Origin of the sequence: Pedobacter sp. B4-66 (assembly GCF_018492665.1) — a bacterium.
In the GTDB taxonomy this organism is placed as follows: Bacteria; Bacteroidota; Bacteroidia; order Sphingobacteriales; family Sphingobacteriaceae; genus Pedobacter.
The window spans coordinates 108,210-132,317 of the sequence record NZ_JAFVME010000001.1; the positions used below are offsets into that span (position 1 = coordinate 108,210).

The window sequence follows — 24,108 nt, forward strand, 5'->3', positions numbered from 1 at the left end:
TTCAAAATATTTATTTCAGATCAGTATTACTGACGGGTCAGTGTAACGCTAAAGTTTCCTTTTCCTGTTTCCTTGGTATCCGTATTTTCCCATCCCATATAAAATGAAAGAATCAAGGAAGTTGAGGATACTTTTACATCGAAATCATTAACGGGTTCAACGCTAGTGAGGATAACTTTAGCTTTATTTTCGTCTCCGGATACTCCCCAGGTACCAGTAGTATTACCAAATATTACCGGACAGTCCTGTGCCATGAATTTAGATGGATTACCTGCTTCATCAGTAGTAAATACCAAACGCATTGCACCAAACACATCGGCAGGCACGTTTTTAGGAGTAACAATATCCTTTGGGTTTGCCCAGGTCCCATATATCCTGCCCGCAACGAGCTGTCCCGGATTAAGTCCTCCCTGCTGCAGAAGCTCCTTCTTGCAGGAGCTCATTCCTAGAGTGCCAATCAATGCAACCAGCATAGTAAAGGCGAATTTCAAATTCAATTTCTTTGCCATATCATTTAATGTTAGTTGTTCACTTTAAAAAGACGAAACGGAACGTTTGACTTCAGTACACTTCCTTCCAATCCCCAGCTGCCATCAACACGCATCCCCATGTGACCCAAAATATTTACAGATACATCTGTAAGGCCAATAGGATAATACGGGTGACGTTCACTAGCAGCCCCAACCAGTTCACCATTGTTTCCTTTGCCGCTATAATCTCTCACCACGGTACCTCTTACATCGTCCATTTTCAGATAAAGGTTCAGCGCAGTCCTATTTGGGTGATTGCTGTTTTCAATGTTGCGGAGGTACATATACTTTTGGATAGTTTCAGTAGAAAGTACGTCGGTCCATATCCTTACCTCATTAAAAGAACCAGCCCAGTTTGGTGCTCCACCACTATAGGTCTGTGTTCCATCTTGTGCAAGGCATAGATAATCGAATGGTGAGGCCATATTGTCTCCATCCTTGTAGGTCAGCACTGATTCCGTCACTTTTTCGCCATCTTGATAAATCTTAATTGATTTAGTTTTATCAAACGTAACAGCCAGGTGATGCCAATTACCATCTTCAATCGTTTTTCCCGAACCAACATCATAGCGTTCTGACTTAGTGTTGGCAATGTTGATTTTCCAGTTTGATCCACTTCTACAAATGGTAAAACCCGGCAAACCACCTGAATCCCAGTTTTTATCACCTATAATCGAAGGATCGCTTGAATTAGCGCCCGCTTTTATCCAGGTCTCAATGGTAAATTTATTCATGCCCTGTAGTGCCGTACCCTTAATAGGAATCCGTACATAAGTTCTATCGCCCGAAGCCGCTTTATTGATAGTAAGGATGTTATCAGCGTTTTCACGAGGAGGCAATGCTGCTCCAACCAATTCCTTATTGTCCAGCTCACCTCCAGAAAGAATAATAGGTACATTAACCTCTTCAGGACTAGTGCTCTGAGGCACCCCAGACTCTGTTCCTCCGTGTGTAGAGACAAAGAAAATATCCCAATCTTCATTGGCATAACCGCTACGTGACTGAATAGCAGCTTGTAGTCCTGCCACATACTCGTCGATCTTTTGGATGGCTAGTATATACCTTGCCTGACGAAGCTGGTATCCAACATCCACTCCGACTTCGGATGGACTACTGAACTGTAAGAATACCGCACCCATTTCCGGGAGTTTCAACATCTCAACAGATTTCTTATAAACATCCTCATCAGAACCAAACTGAAATTTATGATCAGCAGCTTGATTTAATAACGTGTTGATTTCAGGTGTCCGAACCACAGAAGCCAAAACAATAGCTGGAGCACCAGACTTAATTCTGCTAACAACAGATGGGTATTGGGCAAACTTGTTCCCAACAAAAGATTTGTTTATTGTTACTCCATGTTTATCAGAAGAAACACCGGTAAGCATTGTTGACCAGCCGGAACTAGCGTATGCAGGAATCCCTCCATAACCATTCATACTGTATGACGCATCTGCAGTAAGCTTGTCGATACCGGGTGTTGAAGCATAATCAATGGCAGAATTAATAATACCATCTACTCCGATCACAAGGATCTTTTTGCTTTTGCCCGTCTGTGCATAAGCAAACTGACCGGCCATCAGACAGACCGTCAGCATTAAGCGGGAATATTTAAAAAAGCTTTTCATTTTTCTTTATTTATATAATCGAATCACATAACTACCAGGAAGGCCTATCACAAAATTGAAGTTGAATGCTTCATAACTTACCGTATTGGTTCCTCCGGCGGAACTAACTATTCTCCATGTACAGTAAGTATCTGCCTCCTTTACCGGAAAATTCACGCTCCATATTTCGCCATCATTTGCGTCGTTCACAAATGTTCCTTTAAAACCTGCTGCACGGTTTTTCGTAAAATCAATCTGGTCGCCGGCAAGTGGGGCACCATCTAAATATCCTACAAACCGAATTTGGTTAGGTGTATCTCCTACCCGCTCTATTTCGGGTTGCTTTAGCATTCCAGACGCCCATGTTTTCACCTCAAACTCCTTAAATTCTATCACAAGTGCATCTTGCAATATCTTACTACCCGATTGGTTAGTTACCTTAATATTAAAATGGTACTCTCCTGCAGGAATCTTGTTGCCCTCCAAAACTTCCACCTGGCCTGTATACTTGTTAATGCTCAACGCAGGGGTCATAACCGTATCTGTTTTCAACGCCAATTCTGCGGGGGTTTCGTTACCTATAATAGGTGCTTTGTACTTAACAATTGGTATATTCTCATTTAAGGCACTTATGCTTTTACCACTAACCTCCTTAATATCTATAATTTCAAAATTCATCGGCAGTGTAGAAGTTGAGGATTGAAAAACACCTATATTCTGCTCTAAGCCGGAAGTTGCGTATTGCTTCCTGTTTTTATAGGTGATATCCGGGGCTATACTTCCCTCCTGTGGGATTTTAGTACAGGCACTCATCAGTAGTGATCCACATACTAAGATGGTACTTGTTAAAACCCTTGCTATTTTTCTTTTGCGTTTCATCTCCTTTACTCTAATTAAATCCAAAAATATGTGTGTTAGAATTCAGTAAATGCAACACCCCGTTTGTAGAACGTAAGTCTGATGTTGCAACATCAACCGGCATATAAAATGTAAACTGCTCTGAGGTACTGAGGTTCAAAGAAAAGATGATGAACTTTGCACCCAAGTTTACATTACCTAAATAATCGCCTTGCACAATATTAAACCGAGCTTTTGTACCACCTAAAGTTGTTACATAACTGTATGTTTTCGACAATTTACTGCGTACTATTTCTTCATTAGGAATGATGTAATTCTTTAGAATCTGAGTAATCTTGGTCATCTCTTCCGCGGGAATAGCATCTAATGTTTCAGGTTGCTTTGTAGGATCCGGGAATATCAATTTAAAATAATTATGTATAGAATAATCCCTTGGTGCCAGAAATGTATTTCCTTTTGCGTTAACAGCTTCTTCCAACCCGGTGAGGGTGATGAGCCTAGACAATGTATCATACTCACTTTTACTTTTCAGGTAATCCATAGTTGATACTCCTAAGACTCCAGATTGATCGATAGGCTGATTATCCCCATCGGCAAAATACTTGTCACTGCATCCTACAATAAACAGGATTCCAATGAATGCGATTGCTTTAATTAATTTTATCATTTCAACTGCGTATTTTGAGGTTATTGATTAAACTGCCAGTAATAAGTTTGTTCCATTCTGGGATTGTTTGCGAAAGCTTCGTCGCTGACAGGAAAAAATCCGGCTCCATCCTTTTCACCTTGCGCGGTGATAAATGGATTGAATTCATGAAGACGACCCACACGAACTAAATCATAAACACGATGAAACTCGCCGATTAATTCTCTCCGCCTTTCTTCGAGAATCTCGTCAATTACTACTGGTTGATCATCTCTTGTGAAGAGTGGAATGCCAGCTCGCAACCGAACCTTATTCAGGTTCTCAAGCGCATCGCTGATGCGGTTAAGTCTGGCATCAGCTTCTGCCTTTAAAAGCAATACATCAGCATATCGGAAAATTGGAACCGGTGCATCCATTAAGTTGTAGGTTCTGTCCTTTACCTTTCTAAATTTAGCAAACATGATTGCGCGCTCACCATTTTGTAGAGGATCAGCCAATACAGGACGAAGCTCACTGTTGCTCACTGAAACATCAATACTTTCAAAAAATGCAGGAACTCTTTTATCCGATTTGTCTTTAGCATAGTCAGGATAGATTTCTAAAATCTTTGATTTAGGCACAGCCAATGACAGTTCTCCTCTTGAAGTATAAGGATTCATTAGATAATAGGTCATAATGTGACCATAGTAGTCTGAATACTCGCCCTTTTTAACATCATAGTACATCTCGAATATTACCTCTTCCGACTCTCCTGTGTTAAATAAAACTCTCAATCCATCCATGGTTACCAGTTTAAAAATGTTGGAATCCATAATTTCTTTAATGGTATTCGAAGCACCCTGGTAATCCTTAAGCCACATCAATGCATGTGCCTTTAAAGCTAAAGCCGCACCTTTTGTACCCCTCGACATCGACTCTTTCCTTGTCCCTTTATACTGCCATGGAAGATTAGGGATAGCTAAATCAGCCTCACTAACAACCATCTCCATCACAGTTTTAAGAGGCTCTCTACCAATAGGATCCACATTACGGGCTTTAAGATTTATAGGTACATCGCCCCAAATTCGTGCAGCATAAAAATGTGCCATTGCTCTCAGGAAATGAGCCTCAGCTATTAATTGCGATTTTCTTTCCTGTGTTAGCCCATCGTTAATATTTGGGATTTTCTCAAGTATAAGATTGCATTGCTCAATTGTACGATAAAAGAGTCTCCAGTTTGTCATTGGCTCCAGCTCAGTTCGCTGGATCAAATGATTTTGGAAACCAGCTTCCCAATCCCCGTCGTTGTTTGGAGTAATCCAATCACCCGAACGTGCATCACCCCAGAAATAATAGTCGCCCCACGACCCATTACGTGTAGTTGATGGGGTATCGTCTTTCGTTAATCCAGACAATCCTCGGCGGAAAATAGCAAAGGCTGAAGCTATTGCGCCCTCAACATCACTTCCCGTCTTCCAAGCCTGGTCTTCTGTAACCGTATTGATAGGGAGCTCATCTAGCCAACGTTTACAGCCTGGCCCTGTAAGGATCAAAATGAGCAAACACATGGTAATTACCTTATTTTTCATCTTTTTATTTTTTTATAAATTATAAGCCTAAAGAAATCCCAAACAAGACCATTCTTCTCATCGGATAGCCTTTAGAATCGTCGAAACCATCTATTGTAACCAATTCTGCATCAGGACCACTGTATTTTTGGAAAGTAACCACATTGTCCATCGTGCAATAAACTCTTGCTCTATCAAAAGGAAGATGCTTCCACAGTTTCTTTGTAAAGTTGTAAGACAAAGTCGCCGATTTGATTTTGAAATAAGACCCGTCCTCAACGTATTCTGAATCATAGTTGATGATCTGCGAAGCATCGCCCCAAGGGTTTAATGTAGGGTACTTGGCGATATCGCCACTTTTCTCCCAGATAGCATAATTATCAAAATTTGGAAGAGAGGAGCCGCCGGCAAAATCCTTTCCTAACTTAAGCCTGTCCAGCAACTGGTTATTGACAATATCTCTACCTATAACAAAAGTTGAAACTACATTCAAACTGAATCCTTTATAGGATAAATCATTAGTCCATCCACCTGTCCATTTCGGATTAGGATCTCCAGAATATACGCGATCGGCAACATCTATCTTGTAATCACCATTCTGATCTTTGAAACTACGATCGCCAACCTTCAAGGCCTTGTTTTGCAATCCAATTAATCTTTTACCTGTTTTAGGGTTTACTGGAATCTGGCTTTCTGCCTGATAAATTCCCTGTGATTCATAAAAAAAGAATCCATTAAGCGGGGCACCTGTACGAACGATCGATCCAAAGTCCTGACCTGAAGTACTGATTTTAATAATGTCAGCATTTCCATCGGGAAGTGCTATAACACGATTTTTATTGTAGGCAAAATTCAAACCTGTGCTCCAGGTAACACTAGGACCAAGTTCCATATTGGTATTTAGCGTAAATTCCAATCCACGGTTAAGCACGTTTGCTGCGTTTCGATAAACCTCATTATATCCTGAAGTGGTGGGTAGAGAGGTGGTTAACAGCAATCCTTTTGTTAGTTTTTCATAAGCATCGAAGATGAATTCAATCTTGTTTTTGAATAAGGATAGATCTAAACCAATATTACCCATTGAAGTTTTAACCCAGGTAAGGTTCTCATTTTTGAATCCATTCTTCCAGGTAGGTGTAAAACCTCCCATTCCACCGTAAGTAATCTGAATAAGGGAATTGTACTGATCAAGTGAACCACCGTCCATGATTCCTAAGGCAAGATAATCATTGTCCCATGTCGTTCCGGATAGTCCATAACTTCCCCGTATTTTTCCACTTGTTAGCCAGCTTAAATCAGCCAACCCTTTTTCTTTGCTGAAATTCCATCCTGCCGAAACAGAGGGAAATACACCCCATCGGTTTGCCTTACCGAATTTAGAAGAACCATCAGTACGAATGGAAGCTCCAACCAAATACTTTTGCTTATAAGAATAATCCATGCGGCTGAAGTAAGACATCAGTGTATTGGCTGTATAATCGCTACTTCCAATGCTGCTTCCATTTGGCCAATTAACAGTTTGGGATAGGGTTTGAGCACTGCTTACACTGCTTACCTTGGTAATTTTAGACTCCAATTTCTCAGCACTTTGCCCTACCAGAATACTAAGGCTGTGCCCATCTCCAAACTTAGGTGCATAGGTTACTGTATTTTGAAAAAGCAGGTTTCGGTTTTCTCCTACCGCACTTCTGTTTGCCACTCTCAGTGTACGTCGGGATTCTCCAACAGAATCCTTCATCGCGCGAAGGTATTCCATACTCAGACTGGCTTTATAGCTTAGGTCCTTTGTTATGTTCAACGTAGCGTCTGAACTAAAACGTACACGGTCATTAACATCAGCGATGTTTCCTGACTCATATACTTCTGCACCTTTCACAGCCGGGTTGTTAGGAAGTGGAAGTAAGGAAGAGTAATTGCTTCCAAGCGCCCCAGGCGGCCTGGTCTTATCTGTGCGCGAAACTGCAAGTGTATTATTTATAATCAAGGCTTTATTAAAAGCATTAAAAGTAGTACTAGCCATAGTACTATATCTTTTGAACCCTGTATTAAACTTGATTCCTACATTATCCATATATCCCAAACTGATACTATACTGACCAAAGTCGCCAGCACCACGAATTGAACCATTGTAATCCTGAGTAATTGATGTATTATACAAGTAACCCTGCCAATCTGATGAATTGTGATAGAAGGGATTGGTTACATCAGTATACATAGCAGGCATAAATGTACCATAGGGTGCATAAAGATTGTAAAGACGTGCTACCTGTTCGCGCTCTTTATTACCACCTGCCACATCAAGCAATTGTGGAACAATATTAACACCTGTACGGATATTGAGGTTGATTTGAGGCTTACCAGTTTTTCCTTTTTTGGTAGTTATCAGAATTACCCCGTTAGCCGCCCTAGACCCATAGATAGCAGCAGCAGAAGCATCTTTCAGAACAACTACATCCTCAATATCACTTGGGTTAAGATCAGCCAGTACGTTGGTACTAGTAACTGCAAACTCACTACTTGTTTTTGAGATGATTGGAATTCCATCTACTACATACAAAGGCTCAGACATCTGAGATGCATCATCGCGGCTTACCGCTGCCAAACCTCTGATGATGATTACAGGAGTAGCACCGGGTTCACCGGAATTTAGCTGAATATTAACACCAGCTACTCTTCCCTGTAATAATGATTCGAAAGACTCAGCTGACTGAGTTTCGGTTATTTTGTCCATCTTCACAGAAGCGACCGAACCTGTGATCTCTGTCTTCGACTGACTTTTATATCCTACAACCAACACATCTCCCAGTGTTTTACTGTCTTCGTTTAAACGGATGGTTAAATCAGCATCACGCTTATAAACCACTTTAACAGGCAGGTAGCCTATATACGAACAGAGTAATACATCACCAACACTCAGCTGCAAGCGGAAATTTCCTGAAGCATCAGTGACGGCTCCTACGTTCTTACCTTGTACCTTAATTGTCGCCCCGACCACCGTTTCTCCGCGTTGATCGATTACCTTACCGGTCTTCACCGATTGAGCCATTACACTCACAGGAATCATCAATACTGCGAAAAGAAAACAAGCTATTTTAATTAATGTCTTCATTAGATTTAATTTTTCGATAACCAATAACTGTTTTGACTCAATGAATTATTCTTTAAGCTGTTGGCTGAAAGCGGCCAATAGGCAGCCCCTTTTTGCACATCGCTTTCGGTAAATACCGGGATATATGTACTTACTTTACCGAACCTGATCAGATCGAAAACGCGCTGTCCCCCACCAACCAACATGCGTCTGCGTTCTTGTAAAAGTGCATCTGGAAATGTTGCTTCGGTTAAGGCAGTATAATCTTCCTTTGCTCCAACCGCTGCCTTTACCAGATACGTTTTCCCTTCTTCCAGGTGCCCGCTCCTCCAGGCTGCCTCCGCAAAAAGCAGATTCAACTCACGTGCAGGCAGGAGTTGCAACATATCCTCATCTTGAATGATCAGCGTAGCTTTCTTATCACTGGTTGAAACATTAAACATTTGGCGACGGGCATCTCCCTCAGGATAAATCTCATTAAACCTATCCAGAGGCATACTAACAACAGATTCATCCAGAGGTAATTTAGGAATCTCAGTCCGCCTATCTACCCCAACCGATAAGCCGAAATTGGATAAACTATCAATGGTAGTTACTGTAAATGTCTTGTTTAGCATGTCGTATGCATTTTGTGATTTACCAAGCCATAATTCCTCTTGAGCCAAGAGTGAGCTAATTGCTGTTTTATTAAATCTCACAACCGTTAAAGCAATGCTTTCTATACCATCATCATTGATCAGCCTCCAAGGCAAAAGTCCTTGAGCTTCTGTAGCCCAAACTGCAGCCTGAGTAACTGACTCCTGAATAGTTAGACGCAATCCGAAATTATTCTTCTCGGCAGAGGGAACCTCTCCCCAGATTCGGGCAAGGTAGAAATAGGCCATAGATTTGAGTGCCAATGCTTCACCTTTAAACAAATTGCGATGATAGGTATCTAGCACACTGGCATCTGCCTTATTTACTATATCCAGTACATCATTTGCATCTTTTATCACGTCGTAGAAATATCCCCAGTCGGTAAGCTGTTTCACATTACGCTGATCAAAAGTAAGCTGCTGGTTTACTACCGATTGCTGGTAGTTAACGGCAACGTTCAGGTCTCCTGTTCGTGCCTCACCATACATTACCCAGGCATAATTAGCCAATAATGCTCTCCTAAGATTAACATACCCCCCAATAACAGCTTGTTCTACGCGTTGCGACGAATTATAATAGCCGCTAGCAACAGTCCTGTTTTCTAAATCATCGATCGTCAGGGAATCCTTACACGAAGAAAGGAGAGTTAGTGCTACGATCGGGATGAACTTCCAAAATTTCATATAGTCCATTTTTTATATCATCAATGTTAAAAAACCAATTTCAAACCCAATACAACCGAAGATGACAGTGGGGTACCAGTAAAACTCAAGTCGCTTTTCCTAATTCCGGCGATATTCTCTTCCGGATTAACGCCGCTATATTTTGACACTGTAAGCAAGTTATCTCCACGAACAAACACTACCACATCACTAATCGATGCCATACGTTTAAACATAGAACCGAAATTGTAGGAAACAGCTACCTTATTCAATCGAATAAAACTTCCGTCTTCAACCTGTCTAATTCCTTGATAAATGGTACGACCGTTAGCATCGGTACTGGTGGTATAATACGGGCTTTCTCCATTTTTAAGTGGAAAGTCGTTGCCCACATTGTCTGCGTAATATTTGCTTGTAAAAGATTCAGCTGAAACATCTGCACCCCATGCATAAGTTAATGTCATGCTGGCCGAAATATTTTTATACCTCAAAGTGTTACTAATACCTCCAAAGGCCTTAGGTTCGCTGTTACCAATTATTTTTAGTTGTTTACCTTGATAGGCAACTAAGGAAGTTAAAGCATCCCCCTCTGTTAGCGTGCTCAGGTGAACTAAATTGGTATTCTTAATATCGGCAGGCATAGTCCGTACTTTATTCTTATAGGCAGCTATATTCAGGTTACTAGACCAACTGAAGTCGCGCTTATTTATCCATTTTCCATCAAGATTAAATTCAAATCCTGATAGGCCAAGTGATCCGCCCATTTCATATTGATAATCAATACCATTAATATTAGGCAAGTATCTTTGGTAGATAAAATCCTTATAAATCTTATTGAAATAATTAACAGAAAAGTTCATAGATCGATTAATATCCACTGCAACTCCGGCATCAAACTGATAAACATTTATACTCTTTGCATCTTGAAAAGCCGGATAAAGCAGGCCTATACCCAATTCATTACCACCGAAATAATCTCCATATCCCTCCAATTGTCCTCTATAAATCTCAGGTTTATTCAATATTCCGGTTTTACCGATTGAAGCATTAACTCTAACTGGTATTTTTAAGCTGTTTTTCAAATCATAGTGAATACCTAACGCCGGATATAACGCCCATTTCTTTTCATAGAATGAACTTCCATCTGTACGAAGAACCATGTTTACCGTCATGTCTTCCTTATATTTGAATTTCCAGATTCCGTAAAAGGAAAATAGCTTTTCCATCTCGTGATCCGAAAATGCATTTGTCTGACTTGCATTGTATCCGGTAACTACTTTTACATAATTAGAGCCTCCGTTTTCCAGACTGCGCTTCCCATCCACCGAAGTCAATCTGTTATCGGTGTTTCTGAGCTCGTTTCCGATCGTCATGTCTAATTTTAAGGCGTCGGAGAAATCATGAAGATAGTTTAAGGAAGTATTTACGGTAAGTAACTGTCTCTTATATGTAGCGCTTGCTGCGTAAATATTGCCATCTAATACAGTTGAAGGAACATACATGTCGCGACTAGCACCTTCATAAGACAATCCGGCTACTGAACTGATTTTAAACTTAGGACTAAACTGATAGTTGAGTGCCATAGAAGAAACCAATCCAACATTTCTATTCTTATTCATGAAGAAACTCTCATCATTAACAACAGGCAGAAGAAGATCGCGATTAAATTCACCTGCATAGCGGCCATTCCTGTTCGCAAGTGCCAGGTTATTAAAGAAATGCACAGAAAACTCCTTTGAAATATTATACTTGGCATTTAGGAATAAAGACTGGCGTCCAAAACCGGAACCCTTTATTGTACCTTTATCCTGATAATTTGTTAAACCAAACAAGTAAGAACCGAAATCACCACCACCATCAACAATTATATTCTGCTCATTAACTACGCCTCCGTTCCCATAAACAGCCCTACGACCGCTGGTATTGAAATTATAGAAAGCATCTTTTTGATGGTCCATGTCCTCCAAGAAGTTGGCTCCGCCAAAAGCACTTCCTCTAACATGAATAGCTCCTGTTTTTCCTTCTTTCATGATGATATTAAGCGCTCCATTTGCCGCCAATACCCCATATTTAGCAAGGAGATCTATCTCCTTAATGACTTCGACTCGTTCAATCTGATCGGAAGAAAAATAACTAAGGGGGTTGATTCCAGTTACATTTGATGGACTTGAAATAATGGGGACACCATTAATCATGATAAGTGGCATCGTAGATTGATCAGTTGGATCCAGGTTTAATCCGCGAAGATTAATGATTGACTGGGCACCAGGAGTACCTGACCAGCTTTTTATCCTTAATCCGGCTATGTTGCCTTGTAAAACATTCTCAAGACCACTTCGGTTGGATAAGACCACACTATCTACCACCAGGGTATCCTGTGCGTGTACTTTCGATATTCCGAGGAATACGAGAAAAAGAAACATAGTTTTCCAAATACATTTGGGTAGTAATTCCATAATTTATTCTTTCAAAATTTGTTTAGGGAACAGGTATACTTTTCTATCAGCAAGAATTCCTTATTCCTTTTATACTTATTACTTGTTACTTATCTAAAGAGCCCTACACTCCTTTGTTTGATGATTGGTTTGGGTTTGTTTGGTGTTTGTTTATTTAGTGTTTGCTTGGTATTTGTTTAGTGGTTGTTTGGTATTTGTTTAGTAAATATAAACTTTATTTGGATTTGTTTAGTAAAAATAAACTTTTTTATTTGTTTAGCAAAACTAAACTTTGTTTATTAAGACAATACATCAAAAAGATTAAAGAATTATAAACTCTTCACCTACTTAAGTCCAGCCCGGTTAACATACAGAAAACACAAAACCACACACAACTCTATTAAACAGGTACTTACAACTAAATAATTAACTTAAAAGGCTATCCTTAATAGGTTCTGATATCAGTAATATATTTCTTATCTTGCTTTGGAAAAATTCTAACAGCTCTTATATTATGAAGCATAATTTCTCTTTTAACACCCACACTCAGGATTTTTGGCCTATTTACGATGCCATTAAGCACATCTACCCCATAGGAATTAAACGAATATCGAATGCATACTTTGATTACCCTGGAATAAAGGAACTGGTTGCCAAATTAGGTAGTGCTATTAATGAAGCAGAAACATATAAGTCATGGACTCAATTCACAGAGGAAATAAGCAAACACTATAATTTGGAAGTAATAGGAACTACCTACGGACAAGCTCCTAGTTATAGTGCCAATATAATAATTGAACAAACCGAAACAGAAACTTTCAAAACCGTAAAAAAGCTGAGCTTCGCAATAAGTTTAGTCGGTAATTTTTTCACAATTTATGGTGTGGATGAGACTTTCATAATAGAGAAAGGCGATGGCTTATACCCGATAAGTTATCCTTCAATAAATATAGTAACAGCATCCCCACTTAAAGAATTCGAATCGATCTTTAAGGAACTTAAAGAAACCATTGAAACTAAATTTAAAGGCTATAAGTTTATACCTTATGCTGTTAATTCTATGGTAATTGATGGGTTGCAAGTAACATATCTTGATGATAAAGAAGAATGCACAATATTTAACGCATTATTTAATCAGTTTCTTGATTCATATAACACCATGTTTTTAAGAGGGGATCAATATTTTGGTTATCAAGATTGGCAAACTGGGAACTCTGATACTTTTAAAAGCGTAACAGTTGTGCTTTCGCCCCCACCCCCACCTTTTTAGTGAAAAAACTCTACTTTTTTCTGCTACTTCTGTTGTGTACCCAGTCGGGACCGCTTGTATTCCCCGTCGCGAATAATGAGGCTTTCCTGAGGGGTTTCTCAGGCTCTTCTCAGGCCAACGTTAGTTAAATCGCTTATAGACACTACCGAAATCCTGCTTCCCCCTCGCTAATCTGTTCTGGCTATCGGCGTGATATCTGATCCTTAATGGATGTAATTATGTTATCAAGATTATGCAAAAAGGTAAAAACAGATTAAAGTTTCTGTCCAAAAAACCACACAATATATTATTCATGTTAACTTTCAATTAAGGAAAAGACATTCCCTTTTTAATTTTCGAAAAATTGCTATAAACTTTCCTGTTTACCCAGAAACGCAGATTTGAATTCTGAACGAAAATCCAAAGCATCTAGTATAATTTAGGCAGAAAATTGATCAACAGAATAAGTGAATAGAGACAACTTTGTCTAGGTTTTAATTGTGAACAAAATGAACAAATTCACAGACAAACTAAAACAATCTGTAAAACAATATATTAAAACAAAAAGAGTCAATTAAAAGTTCATTTACATTCTTAAAGCAGGTAGTCGTAAAGCAACAAAACTGAACGTAATGAACAAAAATCATTCAATGAACTGTAATAAGTTTGTTAAACTATACACCAGTGTAATTTTTTGTCCTAAAAATTATTCATGGATAGTATAGGTTAAACTAATTTACCGCTCGCTGTGTCGAAGATTTGCCGCTCATACTTTCCGCTCATAGCATTACTGTTCACGGTGATGTTATTGGTTTTTGGCGGTGACGTTAAGGGGCAGAGTTGTACCCCCCAAGTAAGGAAATACGCAACTACCACACAAGTTAATGAGGGTTTACTAACTTCGGTAGAAAATCCGAACTTCGCAGTAGATAATATTAAAGAAAATTATTCTAATTTAAATGCACTACTTGCAGTAGGAAATTTAATAACAGTTACCCAATATTTAAAATTTAGTACTCCTGTAGCCGCTGGCACACCTGTAACAGTTAAAGCTACATTCCCAACTTCAATACTAAGCCTTGTTGGAGGAATTGAACTTCAACCTTTTAAAAATTTAAGAGACATTGGGTTTCTTGGTCCAAACTGGATTGCAGACCCAGTCGGTCAGGTAACATCTAACTCAACATTATTAAGCCTAATAAATGGCGCAGGTGATATGGAGATAACCATTGTGCCTCAAACAGGAGGAACTACAAGTACACCACTAATTTATGACGGAGTTTGGATACGTTTATCGGGAGTTGCAATTGGAGCTAATTTAAATTTATTCCACGCATATATAAAAGAAGATGCAGCAGCAGGAAATCAATGCAATACATCTATAGATGTCCTGGCTGGAGTTAGAGCAGGAACTGCAGTCGGAGGAATAGCTAGTGCATTAGGTGCAGTCACCAATAAATGGAACGCCATCGATGGAAATTTATCTACTTATGCAGAAATGGATGTTACAGCGCAAGTACTAAGTGAGACATTTCACACAACCATATTTAAAACTGTAGCTCAACCTGGTGATGCCGTCCAAATTGTTTTACAAAAGCCTGGTGGTGGATTGCTGGATCTCAACGTCCTAAATGGATTCACAGTTCAAATGTACAATGGCAATACTCCTTCGGGCACTCCTTTTTCAAGTAGCTCAGGTTTATTATCTCTTAGTTTACTTCCTGGTAGCACAACTGGAAATGAAAAATACACGTTAACTATTCCTGTTCCATCATCATATGGCTCATTTGATAGAGTTGAAATTAAAATAGGTGGGGTTGCTACTGTAAGTTTGACATCAAAATTAAGGATATATGAAGTTAATCATATTATCTTCCCACTTACTCTTATTGATGGAGTAGCATCCACCTCTAAGTCAATTTGTCAAAACAATACCGCAACACTATCTATTAAAGACCCACAAGACTGCACTACCTATAATTGGTATAAGGTAGCTTCAGGTGGAACGAAAATTACAACATCAACGAACTACACCCCTCAAGTGTCAGATTTAGTTTTGGGGGATAATATATTTTATGTTGAAGCAATAAGAACCAATTGCTCCGAAACTTCCGGAAGAGTACCATTGACAATTAAAGTTAATCCACTACCTGATGCAGGAACTATAACTGGAAACACAGGTGTTTGTGTTACGCAAACAACTATACTTTCTAATCTAATATCTGGAGGCACTTGGACTAGCAGTGATATCACCAAAGCTACTATAAGCGCTTCAGGAGTAGTCACAGGAGTTGCAATAGGGCCAGTAGTTATTACATATACTGTTACTGATCCGATTACAGGATGCACAAGTTTTACTACTAAAAATATAACTGTAAATGCCTTACCAAATCCAGGCACTATTACCGGAAACACATCATTATGCGTAAATCAGACCATACTACTATCTAATACAGTTAGTGGTGGAATATGGGCAAGCAGTGATATTACCAAAGCATCCATAAATTCTTCAGGCTTAATTACAGGTATTGTAGCCGGAACTACCACAGTAACCTACACAGTGACTAATGCAGGGTGCTCTTCGGCTGCTGCAGTAGTTATAACTGTAAATCCATTACCTACTGCCACAATATCTGGGAGTGTAATAGCGTGTCAGGGCACTGCGCCAAAATTAATAACATTTACTGGGGGAAACGGGACCACACCATACACTTTCACTTACAAAATTGACAGCGGGCCTAACAAAACGATTTCAACAACATTGGGGAGTAATACTGCGACAATTACTATTCCAACCAGTACCCTTGGAACATTTAAATATACTCTTTTAAGCGTAATGGATTCCAGCTCAACTCAATGTAGTAATGCACAAACTGGAACTGCTACCATAACAATTAATGCACCGCTTCCGAAACCAATAGTATCTATAAATTAAACAAAATAAATTTCAAATTAAAATCCTAAGAATCATGAACACTAAATTAAAAAGCTTAAAATTAGGAATCTTTATGTTCCTTTTATTTGCACTGCCGATCGGGGCATTTTCTCAAACAGTTACAGCCTATCTTTGCGGTACCGGCACCGCTACTCTTGTTCCCGACTTCGGCACTTACATTCCAGTTAACGGTGACAAAATAGTATGGTCAGAAGTTGGAGGCGGTGCGGTAACTTATACTGTCGGCACAGACCCTACCCTTACCTTTACAACCCCAAGTAATCTATCAAATGGAGATCACAAATATACTGTACATGTTATTCCATTGGATCAAACTGTATGTCCGGGAAGTCCCTCTGATGAGTATCTAATCCATAAATTACCTGGAACAACAGTTGCTCTTGCTTCTCCTATAGCTAACTATTGTACTGATGCACCTTCAAGATCAGTGATCACAGCTACACCAGCTACACCGCCACCAGCAGGGGTAACACTTACTTATACATGGTCAGCAACATCTGGAGGTTCTCCTGTAACCATTACTGATCTAGGTACAAGTGTTGGAAATGTATTTACAATGAAATCAGGTGTAACTGATGGCACTTATATTTTCACTGCTGTAGCTAAATATGATACTGGAAGCGTTCCGTTAAAACCTACCACAAGCTGTGAATATACATCAACAACTCAATCAATAACAGTTACTGCTAAACCAGGTAAACCAACCGTTACAGTTCAGTAATAAGGATATATTCAATAAATTCATGATTAACAGAAAAATAAGTATTGTGTCAAGTATGCTGTTGCTAAGTGCAACGGCATGCTTTGCGCAAGCTGCTGATCCGCAAACCGTGAATCTCCCTCCGGGAGGTACTTTAAAGTTGCGGGCAAATTCTGTTAACGCATCTACTTACCAGTGGTTTAAAGACAACCAAATTATACCGGATGCTACGACTATCGAATACATTGTTACCATCCCTGGTATCTATACCGTAGTATCCTTTAATGCAGGAGGCTGCGAATCGGATGTTTCTGACAAAGTCATTATTTTAGGTCTACCGGTAAACTTACTAAGTGCCGATGTGATGATTACTAAAACATCAGAAAACCGCGCACTATCACTAAACGACGCATTTAACTATTCCATTAATGTAAAAAATAATGGAAGTGATAAGGCGACTAATATCAAAGTTACCGATCAACTACCACCAGAAGTAGAGTTTCAAGAGCTTACCCCTACCGCAGGCAGTAGTGCAAGGTATAGCTTTGCAACCAGAACCGTTCTATGGGAAATAGACAAACTGGAAAACGGTGAATCTGCCGATTTAAGAATAAAAACAAAGGCAGTCAAACCAGGTGCTATTACAAACACGGCAACGGTTTCGGCAAATGAACCAGATCCTATTCTAGCTAACAATACATCTACCGCTACAACATTAGTGTCAGATATCTTTATTCCAAATGTATTTACTCCTAACGGAGATGGAAAAAATGAAACCTTTACTATACGCGGCATAGACCATTATGAAAATGAAATCACCATCCTAAACAGATGGGGAGGAACCGTTTACTTTAAAAAAGGATACAATAATGAGTGGACTGGCCGCGGACTTAATGAGGGTACTTACTTCTACCTGTTAAAACTGAAAATAGGCAATGAGTGGAAAATATATAAGGGATACATCACTTTATTAAGAGGCAGACAATAATGAAGAGAATTTTACTCCTATTTTTTATATCTATCGGAATTGTTTGTACTTCTAATGCACAGCAAGACAGTCAGTTTACGCAATACATATTCAATACCATTCACATTAACCCGGCTTACGCAGGTTATAAAAAAGAACTTTATATACAAGCTTTTTACCGCGCCCAATGGGTTGGCGTAAGAGGCGCACCAACTACAGTTTCTGTAGCAGTAGATGGCGCTATCGAGGAAGGTGATGTTGGTCTCGGATTCATTGCATCAAACGACAAAATAGGTGCTCAAAAGAACCTTTCTGCATATGCCAATTATGCCTATAAAATCCAATTGGGTTATGATGAGAACTCTAAACTCTCGTTTGGTTTAGCGGCAGGCGTAATGCAACTGAGCCTCGATGGTGATAAATTAGACGCTATAGATCCAGGTGATGAAATTATCCCGGATGGAATGCAATCAAGGTTTTTCCCTGATGCCAGAGCCGGAATCTTCTATTCCAATGAAAAATATTTCGCCGGACTTTCTGCAAGTAACCTTATAGCGAGCTGGGCAGCAAAGAGCTATAGTAACAACCTTCTTGTTCCTGTTCCTCAACCGCACATATTTTTAATGGCAGGAACTATGATACCCATTACTTATGGATGGGCTATAAAACCTGTTATTTTATTGAAAGATGATATTAAAGGTCCAACTTCTTTGGACGTTAATGCCTTCCTCTTACTTAATGAAAAAGTATGGATAGGTGGTTTTTACAGAACAACAGTTCCATTGTACAATAAAAAGTATCTGCAAAACAACCTTACTAAAAAAAATGCATTAGGCATGATGTTCGAACTTTTTGCAACAGAGAACTTAAGAGTTGGCTATTCTTATGACTATTCGCTAAACAAGCTACAATATTACAATTATGGTAGTCATGAATTTTCTGTCGGTATTTATTTAGGACCTAGAAACATGAGAAAAATGAGATCATTAAGATGCTATGATTTTTAAAAGTATCTTCCCTACTTTATCACATCTTTAAAAACAATCAATATACACCGACACTTCAGGTGTTGTTTTGTCCGTTTCAGGACTAAACACCTTTAATTGATCCTCTTAAGCATTCATTTTTGTGGAAACACAATTCCATGAGGATTTTATTATTGTCATTATCGTTGGTTACCGGAGCAAGCACTTTACGTGCGCAGGATACACTTGAAAAAACTAAAACGATTCAGAAACGTTATCCTGTTTTTAAACTTGTAACTATTCAAAAAGATTATTTCGGCGATTCTGACTATAAAGTATATTCTAAAAATGGCAATTTGGAGTATGAAGGAGAACTTTCTTCCAATCGTTTCAATATTTCAGCCATCATTCCTCTTTATTCAAAAAACAAACTTTCTATGCACGCAGGTATTACATACACGCGTGAAAACACAACTTACTTTAACAAAACCACTCCTGATTTATACCGTAAATCGCACTGGAACACAAATGATTTTGATGCAGCCTTTTCCGTAATGTATAGTGGTAAATTGTTTAACAGACCTATCTTCCATAGAGTTTCCTTACTGTTTGGAAGCTCAAATTTCATTGGTATTAAAAAACTAACTGGCTCCTTTTCAACTTCAATGATCTTAAAAGCAAGCCCTGAAACCCTAACCACTCTAGGTGCTTTTGTAAATTTAGACCAGTCTAGCCTCATCCCTTTCTTTCCTTTATTCTCTTATTGGCATAAATTCAGTAATAGTCTTTGGGAATTGGATGCTGTACTTCCTCAAAAAATTATATTTAGAAGATCCAGTACATTAAATGGCTGGGTTAGCACTGGTGTTGAACTTAATGGCAATTCCTTTTTTCTGAAACAGAATACTCAAATGCAGTTCAGGGCAGGAAATTACGAATGGCTTTCAACCGATATTTACATGCATCTGGGTTATGATTATCTATTAGGGAAAAACTTGCTATTAGGTTTAAAAGGTGGCTACAAAAACTCGATGTCAACCCGTCTGATAAAAGTAAATGAAAAGGTAAATGATTACAGATCGAGAACTAAAATATCGGCACCCTTTTTTAATATAAACGCAGCCTTTGTTATAAAATAAAAGTTCTTCGCCAATCCTGAATATATTTGTACAAAATGAAAACGAAACTTCCCCTTAAAAATTTAATAAAAATAGGCTGCTGCTTTGCCACTGCGGTTAGTTTATTCTTACTTCTTTCTTCTTTTTTAGAAGATGGGGAACTATATAGCGCCTTGCTCAAATCTCTGTTTTTTGTGCTGCTGTTGATAATGATATTTTTATCTAACATTGGCTTACTAATGATTTTTAAGGATGACAAAAAACCAACTCTAGGTAAGTGTACAATTTGGTTTTATGTAGCTAGCTTTGCTATGAGTTCGGCTGTAATTCTATTCATTTATTGGCTTGGTTCATATCTTACCCGTCATGGCTTTATGCTCCACCAAACCTCCTTTAGGGTTAAAGGTAATGTAGTTTACCTTTACCTCAGTTTACAGGGATTTTTTATTAACGGCATTGTTCTACTCTTACAAAATTTTATCATTGTACAGGATTTCAATAGCCAGGTGCAATTGGAAAACTCACGTTTGGTAGCCGCAAAATCTCAGGCAGCCAATGAATTACTGCTTCAGCAAATCCATCCTCATTTTCTTTTCAATGCACTCAATATTTTAAAATCTTTAATTAAAAAGAGCCCTGAAAAAGCTGAAGATTATTTAATCCGCTTGTCTGACTTTCTACGTGTGTCTATATCAACCAATAAAAGTGGAATAGCACCGCTACACGATGAACTCAAACTCTGTGCTGATTACCTTGAAATGCAAAAAGTAAGGTTTGGTGAGGCATTGAGTTTTAATTTAGATATTCAGGAAGAAGAAAGTTTAGGTCTTGTGCTTCCGATCTTTTCTCTTCAGCCACTTTTGGAAAATGTGATTAAACACAATGAACTTACGGATGCTGCTCCACTTAATATAACAATAAGACAAGATGGCAAATGGATAAGTGTAACCAATAACATCCAACTTAAATCAAATCAGGAGCATTCTACAGGTAGTGGCTTGGCCAATCTTGCGGAAAGATATAACCTCTTATCGGGCGACGAAGTTGACATCAGAGATGATGGACTTACCTTTTCTGTTAGCTTAAAAATATTAAAACATGAAGATTGTAATTATAGAGGATGAGAAAATAACAGCTGAGGATCTTGCCGATCTGATCATTAGATTACAACCTAATGCTCAAATCCTGGTAACCTTAGGTTCTGTAAAAGAAGCTATTCACTATTTTAGAACGCATGCGATGCCTGATCTGATCTTTAGTGATATTCAACTTGGAGATGGGCTAAGTTTTGATATATTCAAATCTGTAGAGGTTACTGCGCCAATCATTTTCTGTACTGCTTATGATGAATATGCATTCAAAGCTTTTCGTACAACTGGTATCGACTATATCTTAAAGCCGATTATATCTTCATCAGTTGAACAGGCTTTAAAAAAATATCAAACCTTACGGAAAGAATTTACTACTTCGGCCGTTTCCTACGATTCGATTCTTGATCTATTTGCAAACAGGCCTCAACAGAAGGCATTTTCTATTTTAGTTACGTTTAAAGACAAGATCATCCCCATAAAAATGGAACATATTGCCTTGTTTTACATTAAACATGAAGAAACCTGCTTATTTACATTTGACGACAAGATGTATGGTGTCAATAAAAAAATGGAAGAGCTGGAACGCATGTGTGGCGATGATTTTTTTAGGGTTAATCGCCAGTGCCTGTTAAACAGAGCTGCTGTTAAAGATGCCGCACACTTTTTCTCTCGCAAACTGATCATAAACCTTTCCGTACCTTTTAAAGAAACCATTACCATAAGTAAAGAAAAGACTCCTCAATTTTTAGATTGGCTTGCCAGGAAATAGTTATTACTATTCAACTTCATTTTTGTCCGTTTCGGCACAAATTATCTTTTCTAATACATACAAATAGATCATCTTTAAATAACTATTAAGTTCAGGTAACCAAGGACTCAATAAATAAAAAATGATGGACATAACTATTTTTAAAACTTCGGTACGGGATATGCATGATCTGAGTACCATAAAACACAAAATGGACGATTTGCTTGGTACAAAAAACTGGACCTTTGCTTTCGAGGATGAGGATAAAATATTGAGAGTAGTTAGTGCCAGATCTTATATTCCTGCTGTGAGAAAAATTTTAATGAGGTACGGTTTTCTTTGCGAAGAGTTGCCTTATTCATTAGATGAGTTTAATGTTTAAGATTCTTAAAATTGAAACATAATTATTAACGAACAATATCGACTTTTATAGTGTTGTAATTACTAAACCCATTACTCACTATGAAATCCGAAAATGACGTAATTATAGTTGGTGGTGGTTTGGCTGGTTTAACTTGTGCCATTCACCTTTTAAAATTCGGGTTTAAGGTTACGCTAATTGAGAAAAACACCTACCCTCATCATAAGGTTTGTGGTGAGTATATTTCTAATGAGGTTCTACCCTATTTAAAATGGCTTGATCTCGACCCTGCTCAACTCGAGCCAACAACAATTAACCAATTATCAATTTCGTCTGCTTCAGGTAAAACAATACACAGCAAGCTGCCGCTTGGTGGCTTTGGAATTAGCAGATTTACGCTTGATAATTTCCTTTTTGAAAAGGCCTTGCAAAATGGGTGTGATATTATAACCGACTCAGTAACCTCTATAGATTTTAAAGATGATGCTTTTAGTATTGGCACAACAAAAAACGGCTTACTCAATGCCAGGATAGTAATTGGCGCATATGGGAAGCGCTCTTCTCTGGATCAAAAAATGGAACGGCTATTTATTAAAAAAAAGTCGCCATGGCTTGCGGTAAAAGCACACTACAATGGAGATTTCCCAGATGATTTGGTTGCACTTCATAATTTCAAAGGAGGGTATTGTGGGGTATCTAAAGTTGAGAATGACGCTATCAACATCTGTTACCTAACAGATTACCAAAGTTTTAAAACTCACAAAAACATTGCAGATTTTCAAAAGCATGTACTTTATCAGAACCCTAACTTAAAAGAAATATTTGAGAACTGTATTCCATTATTTGATCAGCCATTAACAATAAGTCAGGTTTCTTTTGAGAAAAAAGAGTCGGTCTTTAATCATGTTTTGATGATTGGAGATACTGCTGGGTTAATCCACCCCCTTTGTGGAAATGGTATGGCGATGGCCATACATAGTGCCAAAATTTGTGCAGAATTAACCATTCAATTTTTAAACGGAACAATCTCTTTGAGATCTGTATTTGAAACCAACTATAAAAAAGAATGGAATCGGAATTTTAAAAAAAGACTTGCTGTTGGAAAACTCATATCAGGTATTATAAGAAAAGAAAAACTGTTTGCTCCATTGTTAAATCTATTGATTAAATTCCCTTTAATATTACCTGCTATAATAAAAAAGACCCACGGAAAACCAATAATCTAAATGCTTGTAAACACCAGTCGAAGAAGCGAAGAGCCTGAAATAATGGATAATTTCTCTATGGAAGGAGAAATATTAAGGGATGCTTTAGACAAAATAGCAAGCATAAACAGGTTGCTGGGTGGAAATAAAGTGACGCTACAGGGTGTGAATTCTTTAATTAAAAACCATACGCAATCAGAGATCAGCATTTTAGATGTAGGCTGTGGCAATGGTGATATGTTGAGAACATTAGCAAGCTACGCCATCCACAACAACTTACAATTTAAACTAGTTGGAATAGATGCCAACAGCTATACCGTTAATCATGCTCAACAGTTGTCAAAAAACTACACCAACATCAGCTACGTATGTACAGATATTTTCGACGAAATTGAACAATACAAAAGGTATGATGTTATCCTTTGCACATTAACACTTCATCATTTCAAGGATGAGGAAATTCTGAAGCTGATGAGTAGCTTTAGAAAACAAGCAAGGATGGGCATTGTTGTTAATGATCTACATAGAAGTGCTGTTGCATATTATTTGTTTACCCTAATATGCTTTGTTTTCAGGCTCAATAAGATGTCTAAAGATGATGGATTAGTTTCAATACTTAGGGGATTTAAAAAGCATGACCTCCTATCCTATTCCAAAGAGCTAAACTTTAAAAAACATACCATAAAATGGAAATGGGCATTCCGGTATCAATGGATCATTCCAACATTCGATTAATAAA

At 38.4% G+C, this 24,108-nt stretch carries 19 protein-coding genes; 11 read left to right on the top strand and 8 right to left on the bottom strand.

Translation table 11 applies throughout. From position 1 onward, the window contains the following. Positions 1 to 26: 26 nt before the first annotated feature. The 8 genes from J1905_RS00455 to J1905_RS00490 are packed head-to-tail and all read right to left on the bottom strand — an operon-like array spanning position 27 to position 12,030. Positions 27 to 509 carry a hypothetical protein gene (locus J1905_RS00455; protein ID WP_214225121.1) on the bottom strand — a complete coding sequence of 161 codons (483 nt, stop codon included), beginning with the start codon at positions 507 to 509 and terminating at the stop codon, positions 27 to 29. A gap of 11 nt (positions 510 to 520) precedes the next feature. Continuing rightward, on the bottom strand, positions 521 to 2,158 hold the full coding sequence (locus J1905_RS00460; RefSeq protein ID WP_214225122.1) for a LamG-like jellyroll fold domain-containing protein: 1,638 nt from the start codon (positions 2,156 to 2,158) through the stop codon (positions 521 to 523). 6 nt (positions 2,159 to 2,164) lie between these two features. Then, on the bottom strand, positions 2,165 to 3,016 hold the full coding sequence (locus J1905_RS00465) for a DUF5007 domain-containing protein (RefSeq protein WP_214225123.1): 852 nt from the start codon (positions 3,014 to 3,016) through the stop codon (positions 2,165 to 2,167). A gap of 10 nt (positions 3,017 to 3,026) precedes the next feature. Continuing rightward, entirely contained in the window at positions 3,027 to 3,662 is a 636-nt protein-coding gene (locus J1905_RS00470) for a fasciclin domain-containing protein (RefSeq protein ID WP_214225124.1), read from the bottom strand. Positions 3,663 to 3,682: 20 nt separating this feature from the next. Continuing rightward, positions 3,683 to 5,209: a RagB/SusD family nutrient uptake outer membrane protein gene (locus J1905_RS00475; protein WP_214225125.1), complete on the bottom strand. Its 1,527-nt coding sequence runs from the start codon at positions 5,207 to 5,209 to the stop codon at positions 3,683 to 3,685. A 19-nt stretch (positions 5,210 to 5,228) separates the two neighbouring features. Beyond that, positions 5,229 to 8,297 carry a SusC/RagA family TonB-linked outer membrane protein gene (locus J1905_RS00480; RefSeq protein ID WP_214225126.1) on the bottom strand — a complete coding sequence of 1,023 codons (3,069 nt, stop codon included), beginning with the start codon at positions 8,295 to 8,297 and terminating at the stop codon, positions 5,229 to 5,231. A 5-nt stretch (positions 8,298 to 8,302) separates the two neighbouring features. Further along, positions 8,303 to 9,595: a RagB/SusD family nutrient uptake outer membrane protein gene (locus tag J1905_RS00485; protein WP_214225127.1), complete on the bottom strand. Its 1,293-nt coding sequence runs from the start codon at positions 9,593 to 9,595 to the stop codon at positions 8,303 to 8,305. 26 nt (positions 9,596 to 9,621) lie between these two features. Further along, complete coding sequence (locus J1905_RS00490; protein ID WP_214225128.1) at positions 9,622 to 12,030, bottom strand: TonB-dependent receptor plug domain-containing protein; 2,409 nt, start codon at positions 12,028 to 12,030, stop codon at positions 9,622 to 9,624. Positions 12,031 to 12,523: 493 nt separating this feature from the next. Between J1905_RS00490 and J1905_RS00495 the strand changes: the two genes are divergently transcribed. The 11 genes from J1905_RS00495 (at position 12,524) to J1905_RS00545 (ending at position 24,104) form a co-directional block, all read left to right on the top strand. Then, entirely contained in the window at positions 12,524 to 13,279 is a 756-nt protein-coding gene (locus J1905_RS00495) for a hypothetical protein (protein ID WP_214225129.1), read from the top strand. 781 nt (positions 13,280 to 14,060) lie between these two features. Beyond that, positions 14,061 to 16,193, top strand: coding sequence for an immunoglobulin domain-containing protein (locus J1905_RS00500; RefSeq protein ID WP_214225130.1), 2,133 nt, complete (start codon positions 14,061 to 14,063; stop codon positions 16,191 to 16,193). 34 nt (positions 16,194 to 16,227) lie between these two features. Beyond that, positions 16,228 to 16,935 carry a hypothetical protein gene (locus J1905_RS00505; protein WP_214225131.1) on the top strand — a complete coding sequence of 236 codons (708 nt, stop codon included), beginning with the start codon at positions 16,228 to 16,230 and terminating at the stop codon, positions 16,933 to 16,935. Positions 16,936 to 16,957: 22 nt separating this feature from the next. Continuing rightward, positions 16,958 to 17,902: a T9SS type B sorting domain-containing protein gene (locus tag J1905_RS00510; RefSeq protein WP_214225132.1), complete on the top strand. Its 945-nt coding sequence runs from the start codon at positions 16,958 to 16,960 to the stop codon at positions 17,900 to 17,902. Continuing rightward, positions 17,902 to 18,888, top strand: coding sequence for a PorP/SprF family type IX secretion system membrane protein (locus J1905_RS00515; protein ID WP_214225133.1), 987 nt, complete (start codon positions 17,902 to 17,904; stop codon positions 18,886 to 18,888). Before J1905_RS00510 ends, J1905_RS00515 begins: the two co-directional genes overlap by 1 nt. Positions 18,889 to 19,025: 137 nt before the next feature. After that, the gene (locus J1905_RS00520; RefSeq protein ID WP_214225134.1) at positions 19,026 to 19,985 is read left to right on the top strand and encodes a hypothetical protein; all 960 of its coding nucleotides are present in this window, start codon (positions 19,026 to 19,028) and stop codon (positions 19,983 to 19,985) included. A gap of 35 nt (positions 19,986 to 20,020) precedes the next feature. Next, positions 20,021 to 21,088 (top strand): sensor histidine kinase, encoded by a 1,068-nt coding sequence (locus tag J1905_RS00525; protein WP_214225135.1) that lies wholly within the window; start codon positions 20,021 to 20,023, stop codon positions 21,086 to 21,088. Further along, positions 21,063 to 21,824: a LytR/AlgR family response regulator transcription factor gene (locus J1905_RS00530; protein ID WP_214225136.1), complete on the top strand. Its 762-nt coding sequence runs from the start codon at positions 21,063 to 21,065 to the stop codon at positions 21,822 to 21,824. The genes J1905_RS00525 and J1905_RS00530 overlap by 26 nt, the downstream gene beginning before the upstream one ends. A 121-nt stretch (positions 21,825 to 21,945) precedes the next feature. Further along, the gene (locus J1905_RS00535; RefSeq protein ID WP_214225137.1) at positions 21,946 to 22,185 is read left to right on the top strand and encodes a hypothetical protein; all 240 of its coding nucleotides are present in this window, start codon (positions 21,946 to 21,948) and stop codon (positions 22,183 to 22,185) included. An 80-nt stretch (positions 22,186 to 22,265) separates the two neighbouring features. Then, entirely contained in the window at positions 22,266 to 23,390 is a 1,125-nt protein-coding gene (locus J1905_RS00540; RefSeq protein ID WP_214225138.1) for an NAD(P)/FAD-dependent oxidoreductase, read from the top strand. Continuing rightward, positions 23,391 to 24,104 carry a methyltransferase domain-containing protein gene (locus J1905_RS00545; RefSeq protein ID WP_214225139.1) on the top strand — a complete coding sequence of 238 codons (714 nt, stop codon included), beginning with the start codon at positions 23,391 to 23,393 and terminating at the stop codon, positions 24,102 to 24,104. It abuts the gene before it with no gap. Positions 24,105 to 24,108: the final 4 nt, after the last annotated feature.

Bases quoted from the DNA above. Each gene is read 5' to 3' on its own strand.
- J1905_RS00455 (WP_214225121.1), bottom strand. From the start codon at position 509: ATGGCAAAGAAATTGAATTTGAAATTCGCCTTTACTATGCTGGTTGCA.
- J1905_RS00460 (WP_214225122.1), bottom strand. From the start codon at position 2,158: ATGAAAAGCTTTTTTAAATATTCCCGCTTAATGCTGACGGTCTGTCTG.
- J1905_RS00465 (WP_214225123.1), bottom strand. From the start codon at position 3,016: ATGAAACGCAAAAGAAAAATAGCAAGGGTTTTAACAAGTACCATCTTA.
- J1905_RS00470 (WP_214225124.1), bottom strand. From the start codon at position 3,662: ATGATAAAATTAATTAAAGCAATCGCATTCATTGGAATCCTGTTTATT.
- J1905_RS00475 (WP_214225125.1), bottom strand. From the start codon at position 5,209: ATGAAAAATAAGGTAATTACCATGTGTTTGCTCATTTTGATCCTTACA.
- J1905_RS00480 (WP_214225126.1), bottom strand. From the start codon at position 8,297: ATGAAGACATTAATTAAAATAGCTTGTTTTCTTTTCGCAGTATTGATG.
- J1905_RS00485 (WP_214225127.1), bottom strand. From the start codon at position 9,595: ATGAAATTTTGGAAGTTCATCCCGATCGTAGCACTAACTCTCCTTTCT.
- J1905_RS00490 (WP_214225128.1), bottom strand. From the start codon at position 12,030: ATGGAATTACTACCCAAATGTATTTGGAAAACTATGTTTCTTTTTCTC.
- J1905_RS00495 (WP_214225129.1), top strand. From the start codon at position 12,524: ATGAAGCATAATTTCTCTTTTAACACCCACACTCAGGATTTTTGGCCT.
- J1905_RS00500 (WP_214225130.1), top strand. From the start codon at position 14,061: ATGTTATTGGTTTTTGGCGGTGACGTTAAGGGGCAGAGTTGTACCCCC.
- J1905_RS00505 (WP_214225131.1), top strand. From the start codon at position 16,228: ATGAACACTAAATTAAAAAGCTTAAAATTAGGAATCTTTATGTTCCTT.
- J1905_RS00510 (WP_214225132.1), top strand. From the start codon at position 16,958: ATGATTAACAGAAAAATAAGTATTGTGTCAAGTATGCTGTTGCTAAGT.
- J1905_RS00515 (WP_214225133.1), top strand. From the start codon at position 17,902: ATGAAGAGAATTTTACTCCTATTTTTTATATCTATCGGAATTGTTTGT.
- J1905_RS00520 (WP_214225134.1), top strand. From the start codon at position 19,026: ATGAGGATTTTATTATTGTCATTATCGTTGGTTACCGGAGCAAGCACT.
- J1905_RS00525 (WP_214225135.1), top strand. From the start codon at position 20,021: ATGAAAACGAAACTTCCCCTTAAAAATTTAATAAAAATAGGCTGCTGC.
- J1905_RS00530 (WP_214225136.1), top strand. From the start codon at position 21,063: ATGAAGATTGTAATTATAGAGGATGAGAAAATAACAGCTGAGGATCTT.
- J1905_RS00535 (WP_214225137.1), top strand. From the start codon at position 21,946: ATGATGGACATAACTATTTTTAAAACTTCGGTACGGGATATGCATGAT.
- J1905_RS00540 (WP_214225138.1), top strand. From the start codon at position 22,266: ATGAAATCCGAAAATGACGTAATTATAGTTGGTGGTGGTTTGGCTGGT.
- J1905_RS00545 (WP_214225139.1), top strand. From the start codon at position 23,391: ATGCTTGTAAACACCAGTCGAAGAAGCGAAGAGCCTGAAATAATGGAT.